Origin of the sequence: Polaribacter sp. Z022, from assembly GCF_023555495.1 — a bacterium.
Taxonomy (GTDB): domain Bacteria; phylum Bacteroidota; class Bacteroidia; order Flavobacteriales; family Flavobacteriaceae; genus Polaribacter.
Genome location: NZ_JALCZO010000001.1, coordinates 684,766 through 703,366, shown reverse-complemented (window position 1 = coordinate 703,366; position 18,601 = coordinate 684,766). Strand labels below are relative to the sequence as shown.

The following is an 18,601-nucleotide window of genomic DNA, read 5'->3' as shown; positions in this document are numbered from 1 at the left end:
AATAAAATGTAGTCGAAAAACATAAATTCTACAATAAGATTTCTCCACAAGGTCAAAATAACAATGTCTTTGTCATTTCGAATGAAACGTAGTGGAATTGAGAAATCTAAATTATTGTTATCTTTAGATTTCTCCACAAGGTCGAAATGACAGATTGAGTCAAAATGACAAATACATAAAAATTTACATCCCTTTTGCAATTCTCTTAGCAACGTACAATTCTGCAATGGTTGGGTTTTCTGGACAACTTTTAATTTGCTCAAAAACATCACCTGCTTTTACAAAACCCGTTTGTAATACCTTAAAATACACACCACAAAAAGTAGTATTCCAAAATTGTTTAACAATTTTCATATCATTAAAACGAACACCTAATTTCATACAAGGGTTTCTTTGTACAGTAACTTCTAAAATAGTTTCTCCTACTTTAAATGTATCTCCTTGGTGTAATTTGGTTTCATCTAAATCATCAATGGTTAGGTTTTCTCCAAATATGCCCATTTCAAAAGCTAAGTTTGAGTATAAATCTTTAAAATATGCATAATGTTTTAAAGAGTAACCATATACTGCTTGTAAAATACCACCATGATTTTCTCTATTACAAATAGCATCACCTTTTACATCTTCTGTATCTAAAAAAATTGGTTCATCAACACTATATTTAAAAATACCTGTTGTTACTATTTTTCCTTTCCAATTTATTTCTTTTTTTTCACCAATATTGATTGAAACAATTTTCATAAAACTATTTTTTAAATTTTGACAACGCCTTTTTAGTAAAATCAGACAAAACTAACTTTCCTGAAATTGTAGCTCTTTCTGCTAATAAATTATTCCAATTTTCAGTTCCTTTCCATAAAACTTTTTTCATTTCAGCTAAAGCCTCAGGATCATAAGAAGCTAATTTTTCTGCTAAAAGAACTACTTCATCATCTAACTCTTTTTTAGTTTCAAAAACTTTTGCAAACAGTCCTTTTTCTTTTGCCCAATAAGCATTTTTCCAAGAGGTCGCATCTAAAGTTAATTCTGCAGTTCCTGCTACTCCAATTTTACGAGTTACTGCAGGTTCTATTACAAAAGGACCAATTCCTATTGTAAATTCTGATAATTTTATAGAAGCATTTTCTGTAGCCAAAACATAATCGCAAGCAGCTGCTAAACCAACACCTCCACCAACAGATTTTCCTTGAACACGTCCTATAATTAGTTTTCCACAAGTACGCATTGCATTAATAACATTGGCAAAACCAGTAAAAAATTGTTTTCCTTCTTCTAAATTAGAAACAGCCACCAATTCATCAAAAGAAGCACCTGCACAAAAAGCTCTTTCTCCTTCAGATTTTAAAATAATTACAGAAACCAAATTATTATTTCCTAAAGATTCTAATTCTTTAGTTAATCTATCTAATAATTCTGCAGGAAAAGAGTTGCTTGCTGGATGTCCGAATTCTACAGTTGCAATACTATTTTGAATATTGGTATATAAACTACCGTTTTTTCTTGTGGTTGTCATAAATGAATCTTCTTTTTGTAAAAATAGTAGATTTTATTCTGAATGTCATTTCGAAATGAGACTTTTTAGTAGATTGAGAAATCTAATATGAGATTGCTTTGTAAACTCGCAATGACAAGTAAAATTATTTATTTTCTACAAGAGGCAAAAATTGTCTTCTAAATTTAATTACCAATGGTAATCCTCTTGCAATAATCCAAAGTGTAAAAGCAATCCAAATGGCAGTTAGTTTTAAATCGTAATAATCAAAAACTAATAAAGTTGGAATAAAGACAAATCCGGTTGAAAGAATTAGCAAATTTCTAAGATATTTCATTTCTCCCATTCCTTTAAACATTCCATCAAAAATAAAAGTGATAGCACTTATAGGTTGTGTTAAAAGAACAATCCAAAAAACATGATAAAATTGTTCTAAAACAGCTGCATCTTTAGTGAAAATTTGACCAATGAAATTGTAAAAAACTGCTCCAATAATTGCAATAATTATTCCTGTAATTAATCCGTATTTAAACAATTTATTACTTAATGTTACTAAAGAGTTATAATCTTTTGCTCCTAAAAAATTACCTGACAAAATATTTCCTGCACTTGAATATCCATCAATCATAAATGCACCTAACAACCAAATATTTATACCAATGGTATAAGCAGCAATGTATTCTTTACCATAGTCTGTAGCATAAGAAGTTGCAAAATACAAAGCAGTATTTAAGGCAATTGTTCTCACAAAAAGATTTGCAATCATACCTAACAAACGTGGAATTTCTTTATGAAAAGGATAACTTATTTTAAGAGTAATATCTGTTTTTTTCAACAATAAAACTACTGCAATAATTGCCATTGTTATTTGTGCAATTACACTTGCGTAAGCTGCTCCTTCTATATTCATTGCAGGAATAAAACCTTCTATTCCGTAAACAAAAGCAAGATCTAATACTATATTTAACAATGCTCCAATAATGGCAATAATCATTGGATAAAATGTGTTTTGCAAGCCTCTAAATGTACCAAAAACAGCAAAAACAAAAAGCGAAAATGGAAAACCAAAAATTCTGATTTTAAAATAGGTAATACAATATTCTAATACAGTTCCTGATGCATTGTAAAATTGAAAAATTTGTTTTGCAAACGGATATGAAATAGCCAAAACAATAAAACTGCCTAAAACCACAATAGCAATTGCTTGCGCAGGTAATGTTTTAACTTCTTCTAATTTATTGGCACCTACATATTGAGAAATAATTGAAGAAATTGCACTTCTAATTTGACCAAAAACCCAAATTAACATAGAAATAAAAGCACCAACAATACCAACAGCCGCTAAACTTTCTGTAGCGTTTTCATTAATATTACCAATAATAGCAGTATCTGTAATAGACAATAAAGGTTCTGCAATACCTGCAATTAAAGCTGGAATTGCTAATTTATTAATGGATTTTAAAGTAATATTTGTCTTCATTTCTAAATTTTGCAAAGATAACTAGATTTGATTAAGGTTTGTAGCCTTTAGATTACGCTCAAGATAAATTATAAGCCCACAGTGAAGAATGAACGAAGACTTACAACGTAAAACCTGCCCTTTGTGGTAACGCCCAAAAAAAATATGTAACTTTGTAATCTTAAAAACATAGTTATGAAACATATTTTAGTACCAATTGGATCTACAGAAACAGCACATACTACCTTACAATATGCAATAGATTTTGCATCAGAAATAAATGCTGATGTATCTGTTTTTAGAGCTTATAAAGCAAAATCTAAAGCAGGAAGTATGGTTAATATGAATGCAATTATTGAGCGTGAAACAAATTTATACTTACGTACAATGGTGAATAGCGTTGATAGAAAAAATGTGGATGTAAAATTAATTTCATCTAAAGGAAATGTTATTGAAAGCGTTGAAGCTATTGATAAAGAAATAGGAATAGATTTAATAATTGTTGGTGCTAAAAGTAACTCTTTTAAAGAAAGTACGTTTTTAGGAAGTACTGCTGGTGGTTTAGTAAAATTAACTGATATAGCTGTATTAGCTGTACCAGAAAATTATGTTTATACACCAATTAAAAGTGTTTTAATGGCTTTTAAATCTGGAATTATTAATAGAAACACAGCTTTAAATCCTTTAAAACTTATTGTTGAAAAATTTAAACCAGAAGTAAATTCTCTGTTGGTTAAAACTCCTGATTTTTCTGAAAAAGATGGTGAAATAAATGAAGGTTTGACTGCTTTACAAACTTCTTTTTTAACTACAGAAAATGCTACTACTTTTCAGGGAGTTTTAGAACATTTTAAAACTCACAACCCTAATATGTTATGTGTATTTAAAAGAAAAAGAGGTTTCTTTAAAAAATTATGGGAAAAGAATATTATTCTTAAAAAAGAATTTCATGCTCCTATTCCTTTATTGATATTAAAGGGAGAATAGATTAATATTTTAAATCTGCGGGTTCAATAAAATCTACATCAAGTGTATAAATTTCTTTGATGTAGGTTTTAATTGTCTGTATAAATTCTTCTAATCTTTCTTCTGTAATTTCTAAATCTGGTTTTCTGTAATTTGATGAAAAATTGACAGACAAAAAGCCACTATTTAGGTTTTTAAACGAGTAAATTCCTGCTTCTAAAGGTTTCTTAAAATCGTATTTTTTACTTTTTGTATACAAATAAGCATATAACAATACCTGAATTGCTTTGTATTGTTCTTTTTCTCTTAACTTTTCAAAATCTAGCACTTTTAAGTTAGCACTACTTACCATGCCTGTTTTGTAATCTATAATTCTTAAAACACCATTTAATACATCTACTCTATCTACTTGTCCATGAATTTTTATTGGAAAGTCAACTCCTTCTATTTCTATTTGAGTAGCTAAATTTTCTTCTGTTGCTAAAATTTTTAATTGATTGTTTTTGTCTTTTAATAATTCTTTTTCTTGGTCTAAAAAATTAAGAACAAAACGATTTGCAACTTCAAAAATTAATCGATTTCTACCTGTAGAAAGATCTCCGTTTTTAAACTCTTTTTTAAAATGTTTATTAACAAGTTTCTTAGATTCTGTTTTCATAGAATCTATATTTTCTACTTGCAAAAACTTACCTACAAAAGGTGTATATAATTCGTCTAAAGTTTCATGCACAACAGTACCTAAAGTATTGTAAGCTACTGTTTCTTCTACATCTTCAAATTCTTTTAGTTTTAGAATTTTCTGTTTATAAAACGATATTGGATTGTACAAATAATTGGTTAAAGCAGAAGGAGATATTCCTTTTTGAGCCAATTCTTTTAATTTATTTAATACAGATTCGTCTTTTTTAATTTCTTTTAATTCAATTTTTTGAGTTATTACTTTTGGAGCAACCGTTTTTTGAATTACATCTGTTCTCATCATTTCTAACTGCGTAACAAATCTGCTTTTTTCTCCACTACCAAAAACATCGTGTTCTGTGTTATAAATTATAAAAACATTCTTTGCTCTTTGCATTAATCTAAAAAAGTGATATGAAAAAATAGCATCTTTTTCTCTGTAAGTAGGCAATTTAAAATCTACTTTTACATCGAAAGGAATAAAAGAATTTTGCTGGCTACTTGCTGGTAAAACACCTTCGTTTGTAGATACTAAAATTATATTTTCAAAATCTAAAACACGTGTTTCTAACATTCCCATTAACTGTAAACCTCTTAAAGGTTCTCCTTGAAAAGATAAACTTTCTGAAGCTATTAATTGTCTAAAAAATAATGCTAATGTTTTTAAATCTGGAAAATATTTAAACTCGTTTTGTAATGTTTTTAATTGGTTAAAGGTTGTATAAAATCTGAATAGGTATTCTTTTTCTAATTCTGTTACATCTTCTTTTAAGTAATCAATTAAATTTAAAATTCTATCTATAAATTCTTCTATTGAAGCAAACGAATTAAAGATTGCTACAAAAATTTTTTTTAATTTTAAATTACTGTTTTCTAATAATTTATCTATATGTTTTATATTAATAAATGTTTGATTATGCTTAGCAACATCATTTGAAAAGACATCTATTTCTGGAATTAATTTATATACAGATTGATGTTTTAAAAAGCGAATTACATCTTTATAATAAAATTCATTTTCTGCTGCTTTTTGTAATTTTTCTTGAGAAATAAATAACTGAAATATTGAAAACAACAAACTAGTTGTAGGAACATCTTTTAAGGGATATCCCATTGTTATATTAATTGCATTTATGTTTTTAGGCAGTGAATTTAATGTTATTGGTAACAAAGTTTCATCTGCTAAAACTAAAGCTGTATTTTTAAAATCGGTAATATTTTCTAAAATTTCTCCAGCATATTTTATTTGAGTTGTGTTTTTAGAAGCCCCTATAACTTCAATATTTTTAAGTTCAGAAAAACTATTACTTAAAGTCTTTATTTCGTTTTTCTCATAATATTTCCATTCTTTCTTATACCTTCTAATAAACCTACCTGCTTGATGGTTTCCTTTAAAAAAAGCTTCGTCTAAATCCCAATATATTTCTGATTTCTTATTTTCTAAAACTTTTTGAAACAGAAACTCTTCTGCAGTATTTAGGGCATTAAAACCTATAAAAAAGAATTTTTTATTAGAATTCTTCTCTAAATAAGGATCTATTTTTTTGCAAGATTCTCTATAAATCAACCCTTGATAACCAATATTATTTTCTAATAAAAATTGATAAAACGCATCATAGTAAACGTTTAATTTTTCTAAAAACGAATAATGATCTTTCATTAATTCGGTTTCTTTAAACTCTCCTTTAACAGACCATTTTTTTAAACGTTGAATGTCTCTTAAATAAACAAATATTTGTTTTGTATCTATTAAATGTTGGTCTATTTCATTAAAATCTTGAATTACGGTAAATGCCCAAGAAGAAAAGACATCAAAGGTTACAGGTGCTTTTTCTAAACCTTTATAAATTGTATAAAAATGAAAAAGTAATTGTACTCCATCTGCTTTTTCTATACCAGAAACTTCATTTATAAATTGCTCAACATTTATAATTTCTGGTAAAAACCCAACTGCAATTTTATCTTTAAAGGTTTGTTTTACAAATACTTTTGACCTTTGAGATGGCAATACAAAAACAACATCTTGAAAAGATTTAGTAGTTTTTAAAATATCATCTAAAGTATTAGAAATAAAAGATTGCATAGCTTTTTTTTGGTTTTCTAAATTACAAAAACTTACATTTATACATCTTTAATCATTAAATTATTTTTTAATGCAAAATGAATTAAATGTTGTGGGTATTCAGGCAGATTTAGTTTGGGAAAACCCAGAAAAAAATCTTGCTTATTTTGAAGAACAAATTGGTTCTTTACCTAAAAATACAGATTTAGTTGTACTTCCAGAAATGTTTACAACAGGTTTTACCATGAATCCTGAAAATATTGCTGAACAAATGAATGGAAACTCAGTTTTATGGATGCAAAAAATGGCAACCATTAATAAAATTGCGCTTGTTGGTAGTTTGGTTATTAAAGAGAATAATACATATTGTAATCGTTTAGTTTTTGTGCATCCTTCTGGTAAAATTGAAACTTATAATAAAAGACATTCTTTTACATTGGCTGGAGAAGATAAAGTGTATACTTCTGGCAAAAAACAAGTAATTGTCAATTTTAAAGGATGGAAAATTAAACCCTTAATTTGTTATGATTTACGTTTTCCTGTTTGGACAAGAAATACAGATAATTACGACCTTTTAATTTTTATGGCTAATTGGCCTGTTACAAGAATTAAAGCTTGGGACACTCTTTTAAAAGCACGAGCAATAGAAAATATAAGTTATGTTATTGGTGTAAATAGAACAGGAAAAGATGCTAATAATTATGAATATTCTGGAAACTCTTTAATAATTGATTGTTTGGGTGAAGAGATATCTAGTTTAGAAAAAAATGAAACAAATATTTTAAGTGCTACTTTAAATAAAACAGCACAAGATTTAATTCGTAAAAAATTAGGCTTTTTAAATGATAGAGATTCTTTTAAAATTGATTTATAAAGACTTTTATTACATCTTAAAACAGAATACTTAAACATTAATTTTAAATAAAAACCCTTCAAAATTTAAATTTGAAGGGTTTTTAATTTGTTTATGCTGGTAACATCCATTTAAAGTTAAACTTTGTGTCTGGAACCACAATTCTTTCTGTAATTCTGTACATTCTGTCTGGTAACTTCATAAGATAATCTCTAGCTTTTTCTGCTTCTGGAGTAAGATTTGTAATCTTATCTATTTCCCACATTGTATTTAATTTCTTAATTATATCTACATAATCAAAACCTGTGTATACTCCTACTCTTTGAGCTACTGTAGAAAAATCATCGAATAAACTTCCTTTTTCTCCATAAGACTCTCTTAAATGCATTGCAGGCATTACAATTTTATGTTTCATCATATGTTGAAAAGCCAACATCATTTCACTAGGGTCTATTTTAAAAATTTCTTTAACAAAATGTGCATATGCTTGGTGATGACGCATTTCATCTCCTGCAATAATTTTAGACATTTTTGCTAACGCTTTGTGCCCTTTTTTACGTGCAATTTTAGCCACATTATTATGAGAAATATAGGTTGCTAATTCTTGAAAACTTGTATAAACAAAGTTTTTATACGGATCTGTAGATGTTCCTATATCAAAACCATCTGTAATTAAATGTTGTGTTGTAATTTCTACTTCACGCATGTTAACACGACCTGATAAATATAAATATTTGTTTAACACATCTCCATGTCTGTTTTCTTCGGCTGTCCAAGTTCTTACCCATTTTGCCCAACTATTATCTGGGTCTTGAGAAACTCCATCTAAATCTAATAACCAAGATTCGTATGTTGGTAATGCTTCTTCAGTAATTGTATCTCCTACTAAAACTACCCAAAAATCATCGTGTAATTCTTTAGATAACTCTCTAATTTCTTCTACTTCAGTAATAAAAGAATCTTTTTGAGAATTTGGTAAGAAATCTGTAGGTTGCCAAATTTTTTCTGCAGGAATTAAAAATTTGTCCACAAAGGTTTGCATGCTTTTTTCTAAAGTTAGCATTACTTCTTTTCTAACATTGTATATAGACATAGTATTATTTTATGTGTTCTTTTATAACAGATTCTGTCTGTTCCATCAATTCATCAAAAGGTAATGAATTTATTTTAATTGGTTTATGAGCTTCAATTGTAATTGGACTACCTAAACCTAGAGGAAATTTTCCGTATTTAAAAACTTTCCAAGAATTATTTATAGTTACAGGTACTACATACCCTTCTTTATTAAATTTTGAAATTACTTTTAAACCGTTTGTAGCAAACCTTTTAGGTTTTCCATTTCTACTTCTAGTTCCTTCTGGAAAAATTACTGCAGCCCATTTATTTGCTTTAATTCTTTTAGAATATTCTATTAAAGCTCCTATTGCTTGTTTAGGATCTTTTCTATCTATTAAGGCTGCTCCTCCATGTTTTAAATTAAATGAAACACTTGGCAATCCTTTTCCTAATTCTTTTTTTGCTACAAATTTAGGGTAATGTTTTCTAAAAAACCATCCTAAGGGAGCAACATCAAATGTAGATTGATGATTTGAAACAAAAACTATTGATGTATTTTCTGGTATTTTATGTTCATTTTTTAAACGAACAGAAATTCCTAGTATTAACATGGCTTTTACCAAGAAGAAATTTAATACATCAACTACTTTTCCTTGAGTTTTTTGATTAAAAATATTTAAAGCTAACCATTGTAATGGGTGAAAAATAATCAAAAATAAAAAATACACCACTACAAAGATTGGTGATAATATATAGCTTAAAATTTTCATTTATTAAAACCAGTTAGTCCAAGGGATTCTTGAAAGAATTAACAATAATGCTAGACCATAGAAAATAGCAAAAGTTTTAAATTTTGCAGTATCTTCTGTCTTTTTTTTGTGTTTTGACCATCCCATTGTAATTAAAACAATAGCAATAATCATCATAAGTGGGTGTTCTACAGCTAATAATCTAGCTCCTTTATCTGCCATAACTTCTGCACCACTATCTTTAAGTGCTTTATACCAAGGAGACATAAAATACCAACCCAAGCCTATTAACAACTGTATATGAGATACTATAAGTGTAAATAACCCTAGTCTTAAATCTTTGTCTGTAAATTTCTTTTTTTGACTTAGACCAATAATTGCATTAATAACTGTAAAAATTAAAATTGCTAAAACAATGTATGCCCAATATGAGTGTATATCTTTCATGCTTTTAGTTAGTTTAGTTAGGCTGTAAAGTTACTAATTTTAAAAACAAAAAAACCACCTCAAATGAGGTGGTTTTTAAAATTTTCTATTAAAAAGAAATTATTGCTTAACGTAAGCTGATCCTTCTTTGATTACAGCTAAACTCCAAACTCCATTTGCTCCATTATAAATATTATAAGAAACAATGTATTTTTGTCCTTCTGCATCAGAAGGGAAGTTGTTTAATAAAATTGTACTAATTTTTTCTACACGAACAGACTCTAACTCTTCATCTTTACCAGATCTTACATCAAAGTTTCCATATCTATCATTACCAACTAAAGCATAATCTGCTGCAGTTAAAGTATATTTAATAGTATTATCTGGAACCCAGTTTGCACCATCATGACCAAATTTAATAGTTTCATCTATTACGTTGTTATACTTAGTCCAAGTAGCACCATCATAAATAAAGAAAGCTACAAAACTATAAACAGCACTATCATCTGTTCTACCATCTCCATCAATATCTTGAGTATCTGTAACATATAATTTATACATTACACCTTCAATATCTCCAGCTTCTTTACCATCATACTTAAATTTATCTAATAAGAAAGTTGGTATTTTTTCATAAGCTTCATCTTCGTAAGAAAACTGAGCTCTACCTTCACCCATTGCAGCATATTCGTCATCAGAAATTCCTGTAGACATTTCCCAAGTTCCATAATTGTTTATAAAACCATTATTAAGAGTATAAGTAGTACCTCCTGAATAATATTTGTAAGTTAAAGAAACTAATAATCTTGGTTCTGCAGTAGGATATTTTACATTTAAAAAGTCTGAAATATCAGAAAAGCTATCAAAGTTTCCATATGTATGACCATTATCTGTATAATCTGCATCAGTTACTTCATAAATAGCTAAACTTTTTTCGTCATTTTTTTTGTTGTATAACTGAAAAGTTACTTCTGCTAAAGATTCTTTACCCCAAGCTGGATATTTAGCTTTTAAAAATGCTGGTAACATAGATTTTGCATCATCTAAACTACTAAAGTTAGGAAAGCTTAATCCTAAACCACCATCTTCTACATCATCTGTATAGTCAGTTTCTGAAAGCGTTATTTTTGCTTCACCAGAAATTACTGTTTCTATAGCGTCAATTTCTTCATAAATATCTTCCATTGGGTTACATGCTGTAAACAACAACGAAAGAATTGCGAAAGAATAAAATATTTTTTTCATTTTTTAATGTTTTTAAAATTTAATTTTTGCACTTAAACTAAATGTTCTACCATATCCAAACCATACTAATGGGTCAGCAGCATCTAAAGCATCAGCTACATATTCTGTGTTAAATAAGTTATTTACACGAGCAGTAACAGTTGTATCAAATTCTCCAAGGTTAAAACCATGACGTAAACTAGCATCTACAGTACTATAGTTAGGTGCTTTCCAAGAATCTGAAGGTCTTGTAGAAGCATTAGCATAATCTAATACATCTATTTGAGCATATAAGTCTGCAAAATAGTTATAATCTACAGTAATACTTGTTTTATCCCAAAATTTATATAACATACCTAAAGCAGCAGTTGTTTGAGCAGCATCTGATACTCTTAAACCTTTAATAGGAAGAGAGATTGATGATACTTGATTTTGATTTTCATCAAAAATTGGAACATTTTGTAAATCGTTATCCCATTTCCAGTCTCCTAAAGATAACATTCCTGAGAAGTTTAATTTATCTGAAGGCTTATAAGTAAAGTCAAATTCAATACCTTGGTGTAATGCATTAACTCCTAATAAGTTTGCTGTAAAATCTTCAGAACCAGCAATTGTTGGGTCTGCAGAAATACCTCTTGTAAAAGTTCTGTCATTCCATTGAGTTCTATAAACGTTTACATTAGCAGCAAATTTTTCGCTTCTTAAACCGTAACCTAATTCCATACTAAAAATCTTTTCGTTTTCAGCATTTGGATTTACATCTTCGTTATTAAAGTTTTGGAAAACTGCATCAAAATTAGCAGGTCTTTCAAAGTAACCAATGTTTGCAAAAACATTATGTACATCATCTAACTTAAAGTTAGCTCCTCCTTTAATACTGTATCCGTTTAATTTTACTTTATCTGTAGTTCTTAAATCACTAGTTGTAGCATATTGGAAATAATCTACTCTTTGGTAAGAAGTTTTTTGGAAAGAAGTAGAAACAAATGCATCAAAGTTATCAGTTCCATATTCTAATTGTCCGAAGAAACCTAACCAACCTACTTTTCCATCATTATTATAAGAGAATTTATCACCAACTTTTAAAGTGGCATTAGGATTGTTAATATCAGAATTATCTAAAAAGTATTCACCACCTAATAAATCTGTTACTTCTCTAAAGTGTTTTCCTGTATAAGTTCTCCAGTCTAAACCAGCAATTAAATCTAAATTATCTGATAATTCTGTTTTAAAAGTAGATAAAACACCATACCATTCATGATCGTTTCTTGAAGCTCTTAAAATTGCTTCAGATCCTAAAGCTCCATTTGCTTTATTAATTGAAACGATATTATCTAAATCTACAGGTTGATCAAAACCACCTAATCTAACATTAAATAAATCTCTGTTAGTACCAGCAGTTCCACCACCACCACCTGTACCATAAGAAGCGTATACAGCAGTAGATAATGAAGTTACATCACTCATTGTCCAATAGTGATTTAAAGATGATTGAGATTTATGGTAAAAGTTATCTTCAATATGAGTTACTTGTCCGTTTTTGTAACCCCAGTCTGGATTGAAACGAATACCTGATTGAGCATTTCTATAAGTAGAAATTGTGCTTCTATTTTGTCTTTGACCATGTCTTTGTGGTGCTCCAAAAGTTGTAAATGAAAGTTTATGATTATCATTTAATTCTTTTGAAAAGTTTACAAAGTAATTGAAACCATTAAATTGAGTTCCATCTACATAACCTTCTCCAGAAATTTTTGCAAAAGAAACTGTTGCAGCAAAACCATTATCCATTAAACCTGTAGATAAAGTAAAACCGTATTTTTGGTATCCATCATTACCTGTAGATGCAATAACATTTCCACCTTTTTCAATATCAGACGTTTTAGATAAAATATTAATTGTACCACCAATAGAAGGTACAGCAACTTTAGCAGCTCCTAAACCTCTTTGAACTTGCATTGCAGATGTTACATCAGATAATCCAGCCCAGTTAGACCAATATACTCTTCCGTTTTCCATATCATTAACAGGTACACCGTTAATCATTACAGCAACGTTTTCTGAGTTAAATCCACGTAAGTTAATACGTCCATCTCCAAAACCACCACCTGATTTAGTAGCATATACCCCAGGAGTAGATTTTAAAACTTCAGGAAATTCTTGAGTTCCTAATTTTCTTTCAATATCTGCTGCTTTAATTGTTGAAACAGCAACAGGAGTTTTTCTATCAACTGCAAAAGAAGTAGCAGTTACAACAATTTCATCTAATACTGAATCTTCTTCTAATTGAATAGACCCTAAATTAGATTTTGAAGAAGAAAATGTAATTTCTTTAGACTTAAAACCAATAAAAGAAACCACAACAGTTCCTGAGCTAGTTTTAGCTTTTAAAGTAAATTTTCCATCAAAATCTGTTGATGTTCCGTTTGTTGTACCTTTTACAACAACACTTGCGCCTGGTAATGGTTGGTTTGTATCATCTACAACCGTACCAGTAATTTTAGTTTGTCCTAAAACTGTAGCTGTTACAAAAAACAAGGCTACAAATAATAAGTTTTTAAAATTTCTCATTGTTTAATTTTATATTATTAAATGTTCTACAAAAATCTTGTTTTCACAGAGGATTAATGTTAATTAAATGTTAATATTTAACAAATAATTAAGAAGTTGTTAATTATACAAAGAACATTAATATATTGATAATAAATCTATTATATATTAACAGATTTATTATCAATATGTACATTAAACGTTAAAAAATTGAACAGTAAAAACTAATAGTTTTATTTATTGCTTATTCAACAATTTCTTAGCTAACTCTTTTCCTAACTCAACACCAAATTGATCATAACTATAAATATTCCATAAAATTCCTTGAGTAAAGATTTTATGCTCATATAATGCTATTAATTTACCTAAAGAACGAGGAGTTAATTTATCAAATAAAATGGCGTTACTTGGTCTGTTACCTTCAAACACTTTAAATGGTAATAAAGTTGAAATTTTATCTTCATCTCCAGAAGTTTTTAATTCTAAGTGAACTTCTTCTTTTGTTTTTCCAAATGCTAAAGCATCCATTTGACCATAATAATTAGCCATTAATTTTTTATGATGACTTGTTAAGCCATAAAGAGATTCTTTATAACCAATAAAATCTGCAGGAATTAATTTTGTACCCTGGTGTACTAATTGCATAAAAGCATGTTGCATATTTGTACCAGAACTACCCCACACAATTGTACCTGTTTGATAATCTATCTTATCTCCATTTCTATCTACACCTTTACCATTACTTTCCATAATTGCTTGTTGTAAATAATCTGGAAGTTTCTTTAAATACTGAGAGTAAGGTAATACTGCTTCTGTTTCTGCTCCGTAAAAATTGTTATACCAGATACTAATAAGTGCTAAAATTACTGGTATATTTTTGTCAAAATCTTCATTCTTAAAATGAATATCCATTTCTTCTGCTCCTTCTAATAACTCTTTATAATTATCGAAACCAACAGATAAACTAATTGATAAACCTACTGCAGACCAAAGAGAAAAACGACCTCCAACCCAATTCCACATTGGAAATACATTTTTCTTATCTATACCAAAATTATCTACAGCTTCTAAGTTAGTTGATACAGCAACAAAATGCTTAGGAATATCAAATATTGTAGCAGATTTTAAGAACCAATTTTTAATAGTTTCTGCATTAGAAATAGTTTCTTGAGTTGTAAATGTTTTAGAAACAATTACAAACAATGTTGTTTCTGGGTTTAAGTTTTTAATAATTTCTGAAACATGGTCTCCATCTACATTAGAAACAAAATGTGTAGTTAATTGGTTTTTATAGTATTGTAAAGACTCTACAACCATATCTGGTCCTAAATCTGACCCACCAATACCTATATTTACTACATCTGTTATAGATTTGCCTGTATATCCTTTCCATTTACCAGAAATTACCTTGTTAGAAAAGCTTTTAATTTTTCTTAAAGCAGTTTGTATTTGAGGTTTAATGTTTTTTCCATCAACTAAAATAGGATCTTCTGTAGTGCTTCTTAATGCTGTATGTAAAACCTCCCTACCTTCTGTAACATTAATTACAGCTCCAGAATATTGCTTTTCTATAGCATCTTTTAAATCTACTTCATTTGCTAAATCTACTAGTAAACTAAGGGTTTTTTTAGTAATTCTGTTTTTAGAAAAATCTACTAATAAATCATCAAATTTTAATGAAAACTCTTCTTTTCTATTTGGGTCTTTATCTAAATCTTTAATGTTTATATCTTTAATTTCATTAAAATGATTTGATAATTCTTTCCAAGCGTTAGTTGTAGTTGGGTTGATGTTTTTTAAAGCCATTTCTTTTATTTTTTTGCTATACTTTCTATCACTTCTGGTTCTTTAACCGGAAATGTTTTATTTTCTAATTGATATTTAAGTGGTTTAATAAACTCAAAATATCTTGGTCTTATACTTTTCTTTAAAGGCTCTGCTGCTGGTAATTTTTGTTTAAAAGGGTCTACTTCTCTTCCGTTTTTCCAAAAACGATAACAAACATGTGGACCACCAGTATTACCTGTCATACCTACCCAACCAATTACATCTCCTTGTTTTACGTATTGCCCTCTTTTAACATTACGATTTTTCATATGAAGATATTGTGTAGAATAAGTTGCATTATGTTTTATTTTAACAAACTTACCATTACCTCCTCTTCTTGTAGATTCTACAACTGTACCACTTGCAGTTGCTAAAATAGGTGTACCAATGTTTGCCGCAAAATCTGTTCCTCTATGTGGTCTTATTTTATTACCATAATAAGCAATTTTTCTTCTTAAATTATATCTCGAAGAAATTCTGTATCTAAATTTTATAGGTGATTTTAAAAACTGACTTCGAAGCATATTCCCTTCATCATCATAATATTCTGGAATACCTTTTATAGAATCTGCTATAAACCTAAAAGCATATAAATCTGTTCCTTTATGTTTAAACACTGCAGATTTAATTTCTCCATAACCAGCATAAATAGTATCTTCTATAAACCTTTCTTCAAACATTAATTTAAAAGAATCTCCTTTTTGAAGTTTAAAAAAGTCTAAAGTCCATGCATAAATATCTGCTACTTCATTAGTAACACCTGCATTAACCCCTAAACTATCCATTGTAACAGAAAAACTAGAATTTATAACACCAGAAACAGTTCTTAATACTTTTTTTACTGGTTTTTCATAACGTTTTGCAGTAATTAAAGAATCTTTAAAATCTATAATTGTAGCATTTATTTTATTATGTTTATAAATAAAAACCTGTGCTTTTTCTGTAGAATCTTTACTAGCTAAAATGGTATAAGGTTTACCTGCTCTTACTCTTCTAACATCAAAAGTTTCTTTTATAGTACCAGCTATCTTATTAATTTTTGGATAAAAAACATGATGTCTATCTAAAATTGCTCCAAAACTTTCTCCGTTTTTAATAGTGTCTTGTATAACTTTATAATCATCTAATTTATACCCAAATCTATAAACAGGTTTAGGTTTTACTTTTTTAGGAGTAGTATTTGATTTTTCTGAATCTTTTTTACAAGATGAAAATGAGATAATTAAAACTAAAAGGAGGAGTATTTTTTTCAAAAATTTGTTCTGTTGAATGTAAGATTCAAAAATACAAATAAAAAAGTTTTTTTAGGTATCATTATCAATGAACTTCCGATAACGGTTTCGTTAAAAATTTATTAATTTTTAGCAAACAAGTTTGCCAAACCTTTGTATTGTTCTAATTCTGCTCTTAGAGAACCTACAGATAAATCTGCTTTCATTTTAATTGGAATTTTATTGGCATCATCTGTAATCCAAAGTGTTACACTTTCTTGCGCTTTAAAAACCCTACCAGACTGAACCAATGGTCTAAAAATCATTGTTTTTACTTTACCAAATTTTGTTTTTATAGTTTCTCTTCCTAAAAAACGTAATTTAAAAGGGTAAATTTGAGAATCCATAAACATATCTATAGCAATCTCTTCTCCTTTTGTCATATTTTTTACATCTCTATTTCTTAAATAATAGAAAGAAGAAAGCATATCTTGTACGTTATAAAATGCAACTGATGTATCTTTTTGTAAAGTAAAATCTTGTATATAAGCTTTTTTTGAAGTGTAATTAAAAGAAGTTATTCTATGTTTTTTATAACCTCCTTCATCTATTTTTCTTTTAAAGACATAAGGTTTAATTGTATCTCTATCAAAAATAGATTCATATTTATCATCTACTTTAAAAAACCATTTTATCATTCCAGAAGTCCAACCTGTACCTTTAGTATGAAAAACTTTTTTACCATTAAAATCTTTTTCTTTTACCTCTAAAATTGCGGTACCTGCTCTTAAAAAACCACTATAACTCATTTTATAACGAAGCCATTCTCCGCTTTTAAAAGCTTTGTTATGATTCTGACTCTTAGCAGTTGTTAAGAAAAAAAGTGTAAAAAATAATAGGATGTAATTTTTCATATAAAACCAAACTTATAAAAAAGTATTGACAATTACCATTCCAAAATAAAAAAAAGCCATTTAATAACTTTAAACTAATGACTTTTAACAATTAATTTAAGATTTTAAAAAGTACCCCAGTTTTCTAATTCGTCTTTACTCCACAAGAATGGAAAAAATATTCTTTTTTGATATTTAGGATGCATATACTTACGCCAATTACTTCCTCCAGTTGCCTTTAAATCAGAATCATTACCTCCAATATATTTACCAGCTGCATTGTAATGTGCCATTACCCATTTTACATTTACTGTATAATCATAATGACGCATTGCTTTTATTAAATCTTCATTTTCTTGAACTTCTTTAGGTAGTTGTTTAAATTTTAAAGACAGATTAATATCATTATAATCTTCCATAAAATCTATAAAATCTCCCATGTATTTCTTTTCAAAAAGATTTAATAAAGTAGATTTTTGACCAGTTGTATAATTTTTACCAGCAGCTTGCCAATACAAGTGATTGTATGCATTTTTAAAAGACGAACTTTTATTGATTGTATCTCTGTAACGAACATCTATTAAGTTGATTAACTCTGTGGATGCAAATTCTATTTTACGATATTGAGCTGATTGAAATCCGCTTGCAGGTGTTAAAGTGTTTCTAAATTTTAAATATTGTTCACGCTCCATACCATCTGCCATTACAGTAAATGAGTTACAAAGCATATCAAAATATCTACTAATTCTATTTAAATGCATAGAAAATTTTTCTGCAGAAACTTCAATTGTTTTTGCAACCTGATCAATTTCCCATAAAACCATTTTAAACAACAATTCGTTTACCTGATGATACATGATAAAAACCATTTCATCTGGTTGTGTTGTTCTTGGAGTTTGTAAACCTAAAAGCGCATCTGTTTGAATATAATCCCAATAAGTAATGGGTGTGCTCCAAAGTAAACCCTCTAACATAGAATCTACAGGTACTCCTAGTTTTTCGTACTTTTCTTCAATTTTCTTTAAAATATCGTCTCTATTCATTTAACCTTTATCTGTAAAAAATCAAGAAGCAATATAGTTAATTCTAGTTTCTTCTGTATTAAAACCCAAATTGTTTTTACTTAATAACGCTTTTGATTGCTTGTTATCATTGGGC

Annotated in this window: 15 protein-coding genes; 2 read left to right on the top strand and 13 right to left on the bottom strand. The window is 28.4% G+C overall.

The genetic code is table 11. The features are described 5' to 3' along the window. Positions 1-183: 183 nt before the first annotated feature. The 3 genes from MPF13_RS03050 to MPF13_RS03040 all read right to left on the bottom strand — a co-directional run bounded on the left by MPF13_RS03050 (position 184) and on the right by MPF13_RS03040 (position 2,972). The gene (locus MPF13_RS03050; protein WP_249980842.1) at positions 184-741 is read right to left on the bottom strand and encodes an MOSC domain-containing protein; all 558 of its coding nucleotides are present in this window, start codon (positions 739-741) and stop codon (positions 184-186) included. A gap of 4 nt (positions 742-745) precedes the next feature. Then, positions 746-1,513, bottom strand: a complete 768-nt coding sequence (locus MPF13_RS03045) for an enoyl-CoA hydratase/isomerase family protein (RefSeq protein ID WP_249980841.1) — start codon at positions 1,511-1,513, stop codon at positions 746-748. A gap of 124 nt (positions 1,514-1,637) precedes the next feature. Beyond that, entirely contained in the window at positions 1,638-2,972 is a 1,335-nt protein-coding gene (locus MPF13_RS03040; RefSeq protein ID WP_249980840.1) for an MATE family efflux transporter, read from the bottom strand. A gap of 174 nt (positions 2,973-3,146) precedes the next feature. On the opposite strand from MPF13_RS03040, the gene MPF13_RS03035 reads away from it, so the two are divergent. Beyond that, positions 3,147-3,938, top strand: coding sequence for a universal stress protein (locus tag MPF13_RS03035; RefSeq protein WP_249980839.1), 792 nt, complete (start codon positions 3,147-3,149; stop codon positions 3,936-3,938). A 1-nt stretch (position 3,939) separates the two neighbouring features. Here the strand turns inward: MPF13_RS03035 and MPF13_RS03030 are convergent, their stop codons facing one another. Next, the gene (locus MPF13_RS03030; RefSeq protein ID WP_249980838.1) at positions 3,940-6,678 is read right to left on the bottom strand and encodes a PD-(D/E)XK nuclease family protein; all 2,739 of its coding nucleotides are present in this window, start codon (positions 6,676-6,678) and stop codon (positions 3,940-3,942) included. A 70-nt stretch (positions 6,679-6,748) separates the two neighbouring features. Between MPF13_RS03030 and MPF13_RS03025 the strand changes: the two genes are divergently transcribed. Then, positions 6,749-7,531, top strand: coding sequence for an amidohydrolase (locus tag MPF13_RS03025; protein WP_249980837.1), 783 nt, complete (start codon positions 6,749-6,751; stop codon positions 7,529-7,531). Positions 7,532-7,622: 91 nt separating this feature from the next. On the opposite strand, the gene MPF13_RS03020 is transcribed toward MPF13_RS03025, so the two are convergent. From MPF13_RS03020 to MPF13_RS02980, 9 genes are all read right to left on the bottom strand, one after another. Continuing rightward, entirely contained in the window at positions 7,623-8,603 is a 981-nt protein-coding gene (locus MPF13_RS03020; protein ID WP_249980836.1) for an acyl-ACP desaturase, read from the bottom strand. Positions 8,604-8,607: 4 nt separating this feature from the next. Further along, positions 8,608-9,336 (bottom strand): lysophospholipid acyltransferase family protein, encoded by a 729-nt coding sequence (locus tag MPF13_RS03015; RefSeq protein ID WP_249980835.1) that lies wholly within the window; start codon positions 9,334-9,336, stop codon positions 8,608-8,610. Positions 9,337-9,339: 3 nt separating this feature from the next. Further along, positions 9,340-9,762, bottom strand: a complete 423-nt coding sequence (locus tag MPF13_RS03010; RefSeq protein WP_249980834.1) for a hypothetical protein — start codon at positions 9,760-9,762, stop codon at positions 9,340-9,342. Positions 9,763-9,861: 99 nt separating this feature from the next. Then, positions 9,862-10,986, bottom strand: a complete 1,125-nt coding sequence (locus MPF13_RS03005; RefSeq protein ID WP_249980833.1) for a hypothetical protein — start codon at positions 10,984-10,986, stop codon at positions 9,862-9,864. A 12-nt stretch (positions 10,987-10,998) separates the two neighbouring features. Then, positions 10,999-13,533, bottom strand: a complete 2,535-nt coding sequence (locus tag MPF13_RS03000; protein ID WP_249980832.1) for a TonB-dependent receptor — start codon at positions 13,531-13,533, stop codon at positions 10,999-11,001. A gap of 216 nt (positions 13,534-13,749) precedes the next feature. Then, positions 13,750-15,318 (bottom strand): glucose-6-phosphate isomerase, encoded by a 1,569-nt coding sequence (gene pgi, locus MPF13_RS02995; RefSeq protein ID WP_249980831.1) that lies wholly within the window; start codon positions 15,316-15,318, stop codon positions 13,750-13,752. Positions 15,319-15,323: 5 nt separating this feature from the next. Further along, positions 15,324-16,592, bottom strand: coding sequence for a peptidoglycan DD-metalloendopeptidase family protein (locus tag MPF13_RS02990; protein ID WP_249980830.1), 1,269 nt, complete (start codon positions 16,590-16,592; stop codon positions 15,324-15,326). Positions 16,593-16,693: 101 nt separating this feature from the next. Beyond that, the gene (locus MPF13_RS02985; protein WP_249980829.1) at positions 16,694-17,464 is read right to left on the bottom strand and encodes a DUF3108 domain-containing protein; all 771 of its coding nucleotides are present in this window, start codon (positions 17,462-17,464) and stop codon (positions 16,694-16,696) included. A gap of 104 nt (positions 17,465-17,568) precedes the next feature. Next, positions 17,569-18,486, bottom strand: a complete 918-nt coding sequence (locus MPF13_RS02980) for a tryptophan 2,3-dioxygenase family protein (RefSeq protein ID WP_249980828.1) — start codon at positions 18,484-18,486, stop codon at positions 17,569-17,571. Positions 18,487-18,601 lie beyond the last annotated feature (115 nt).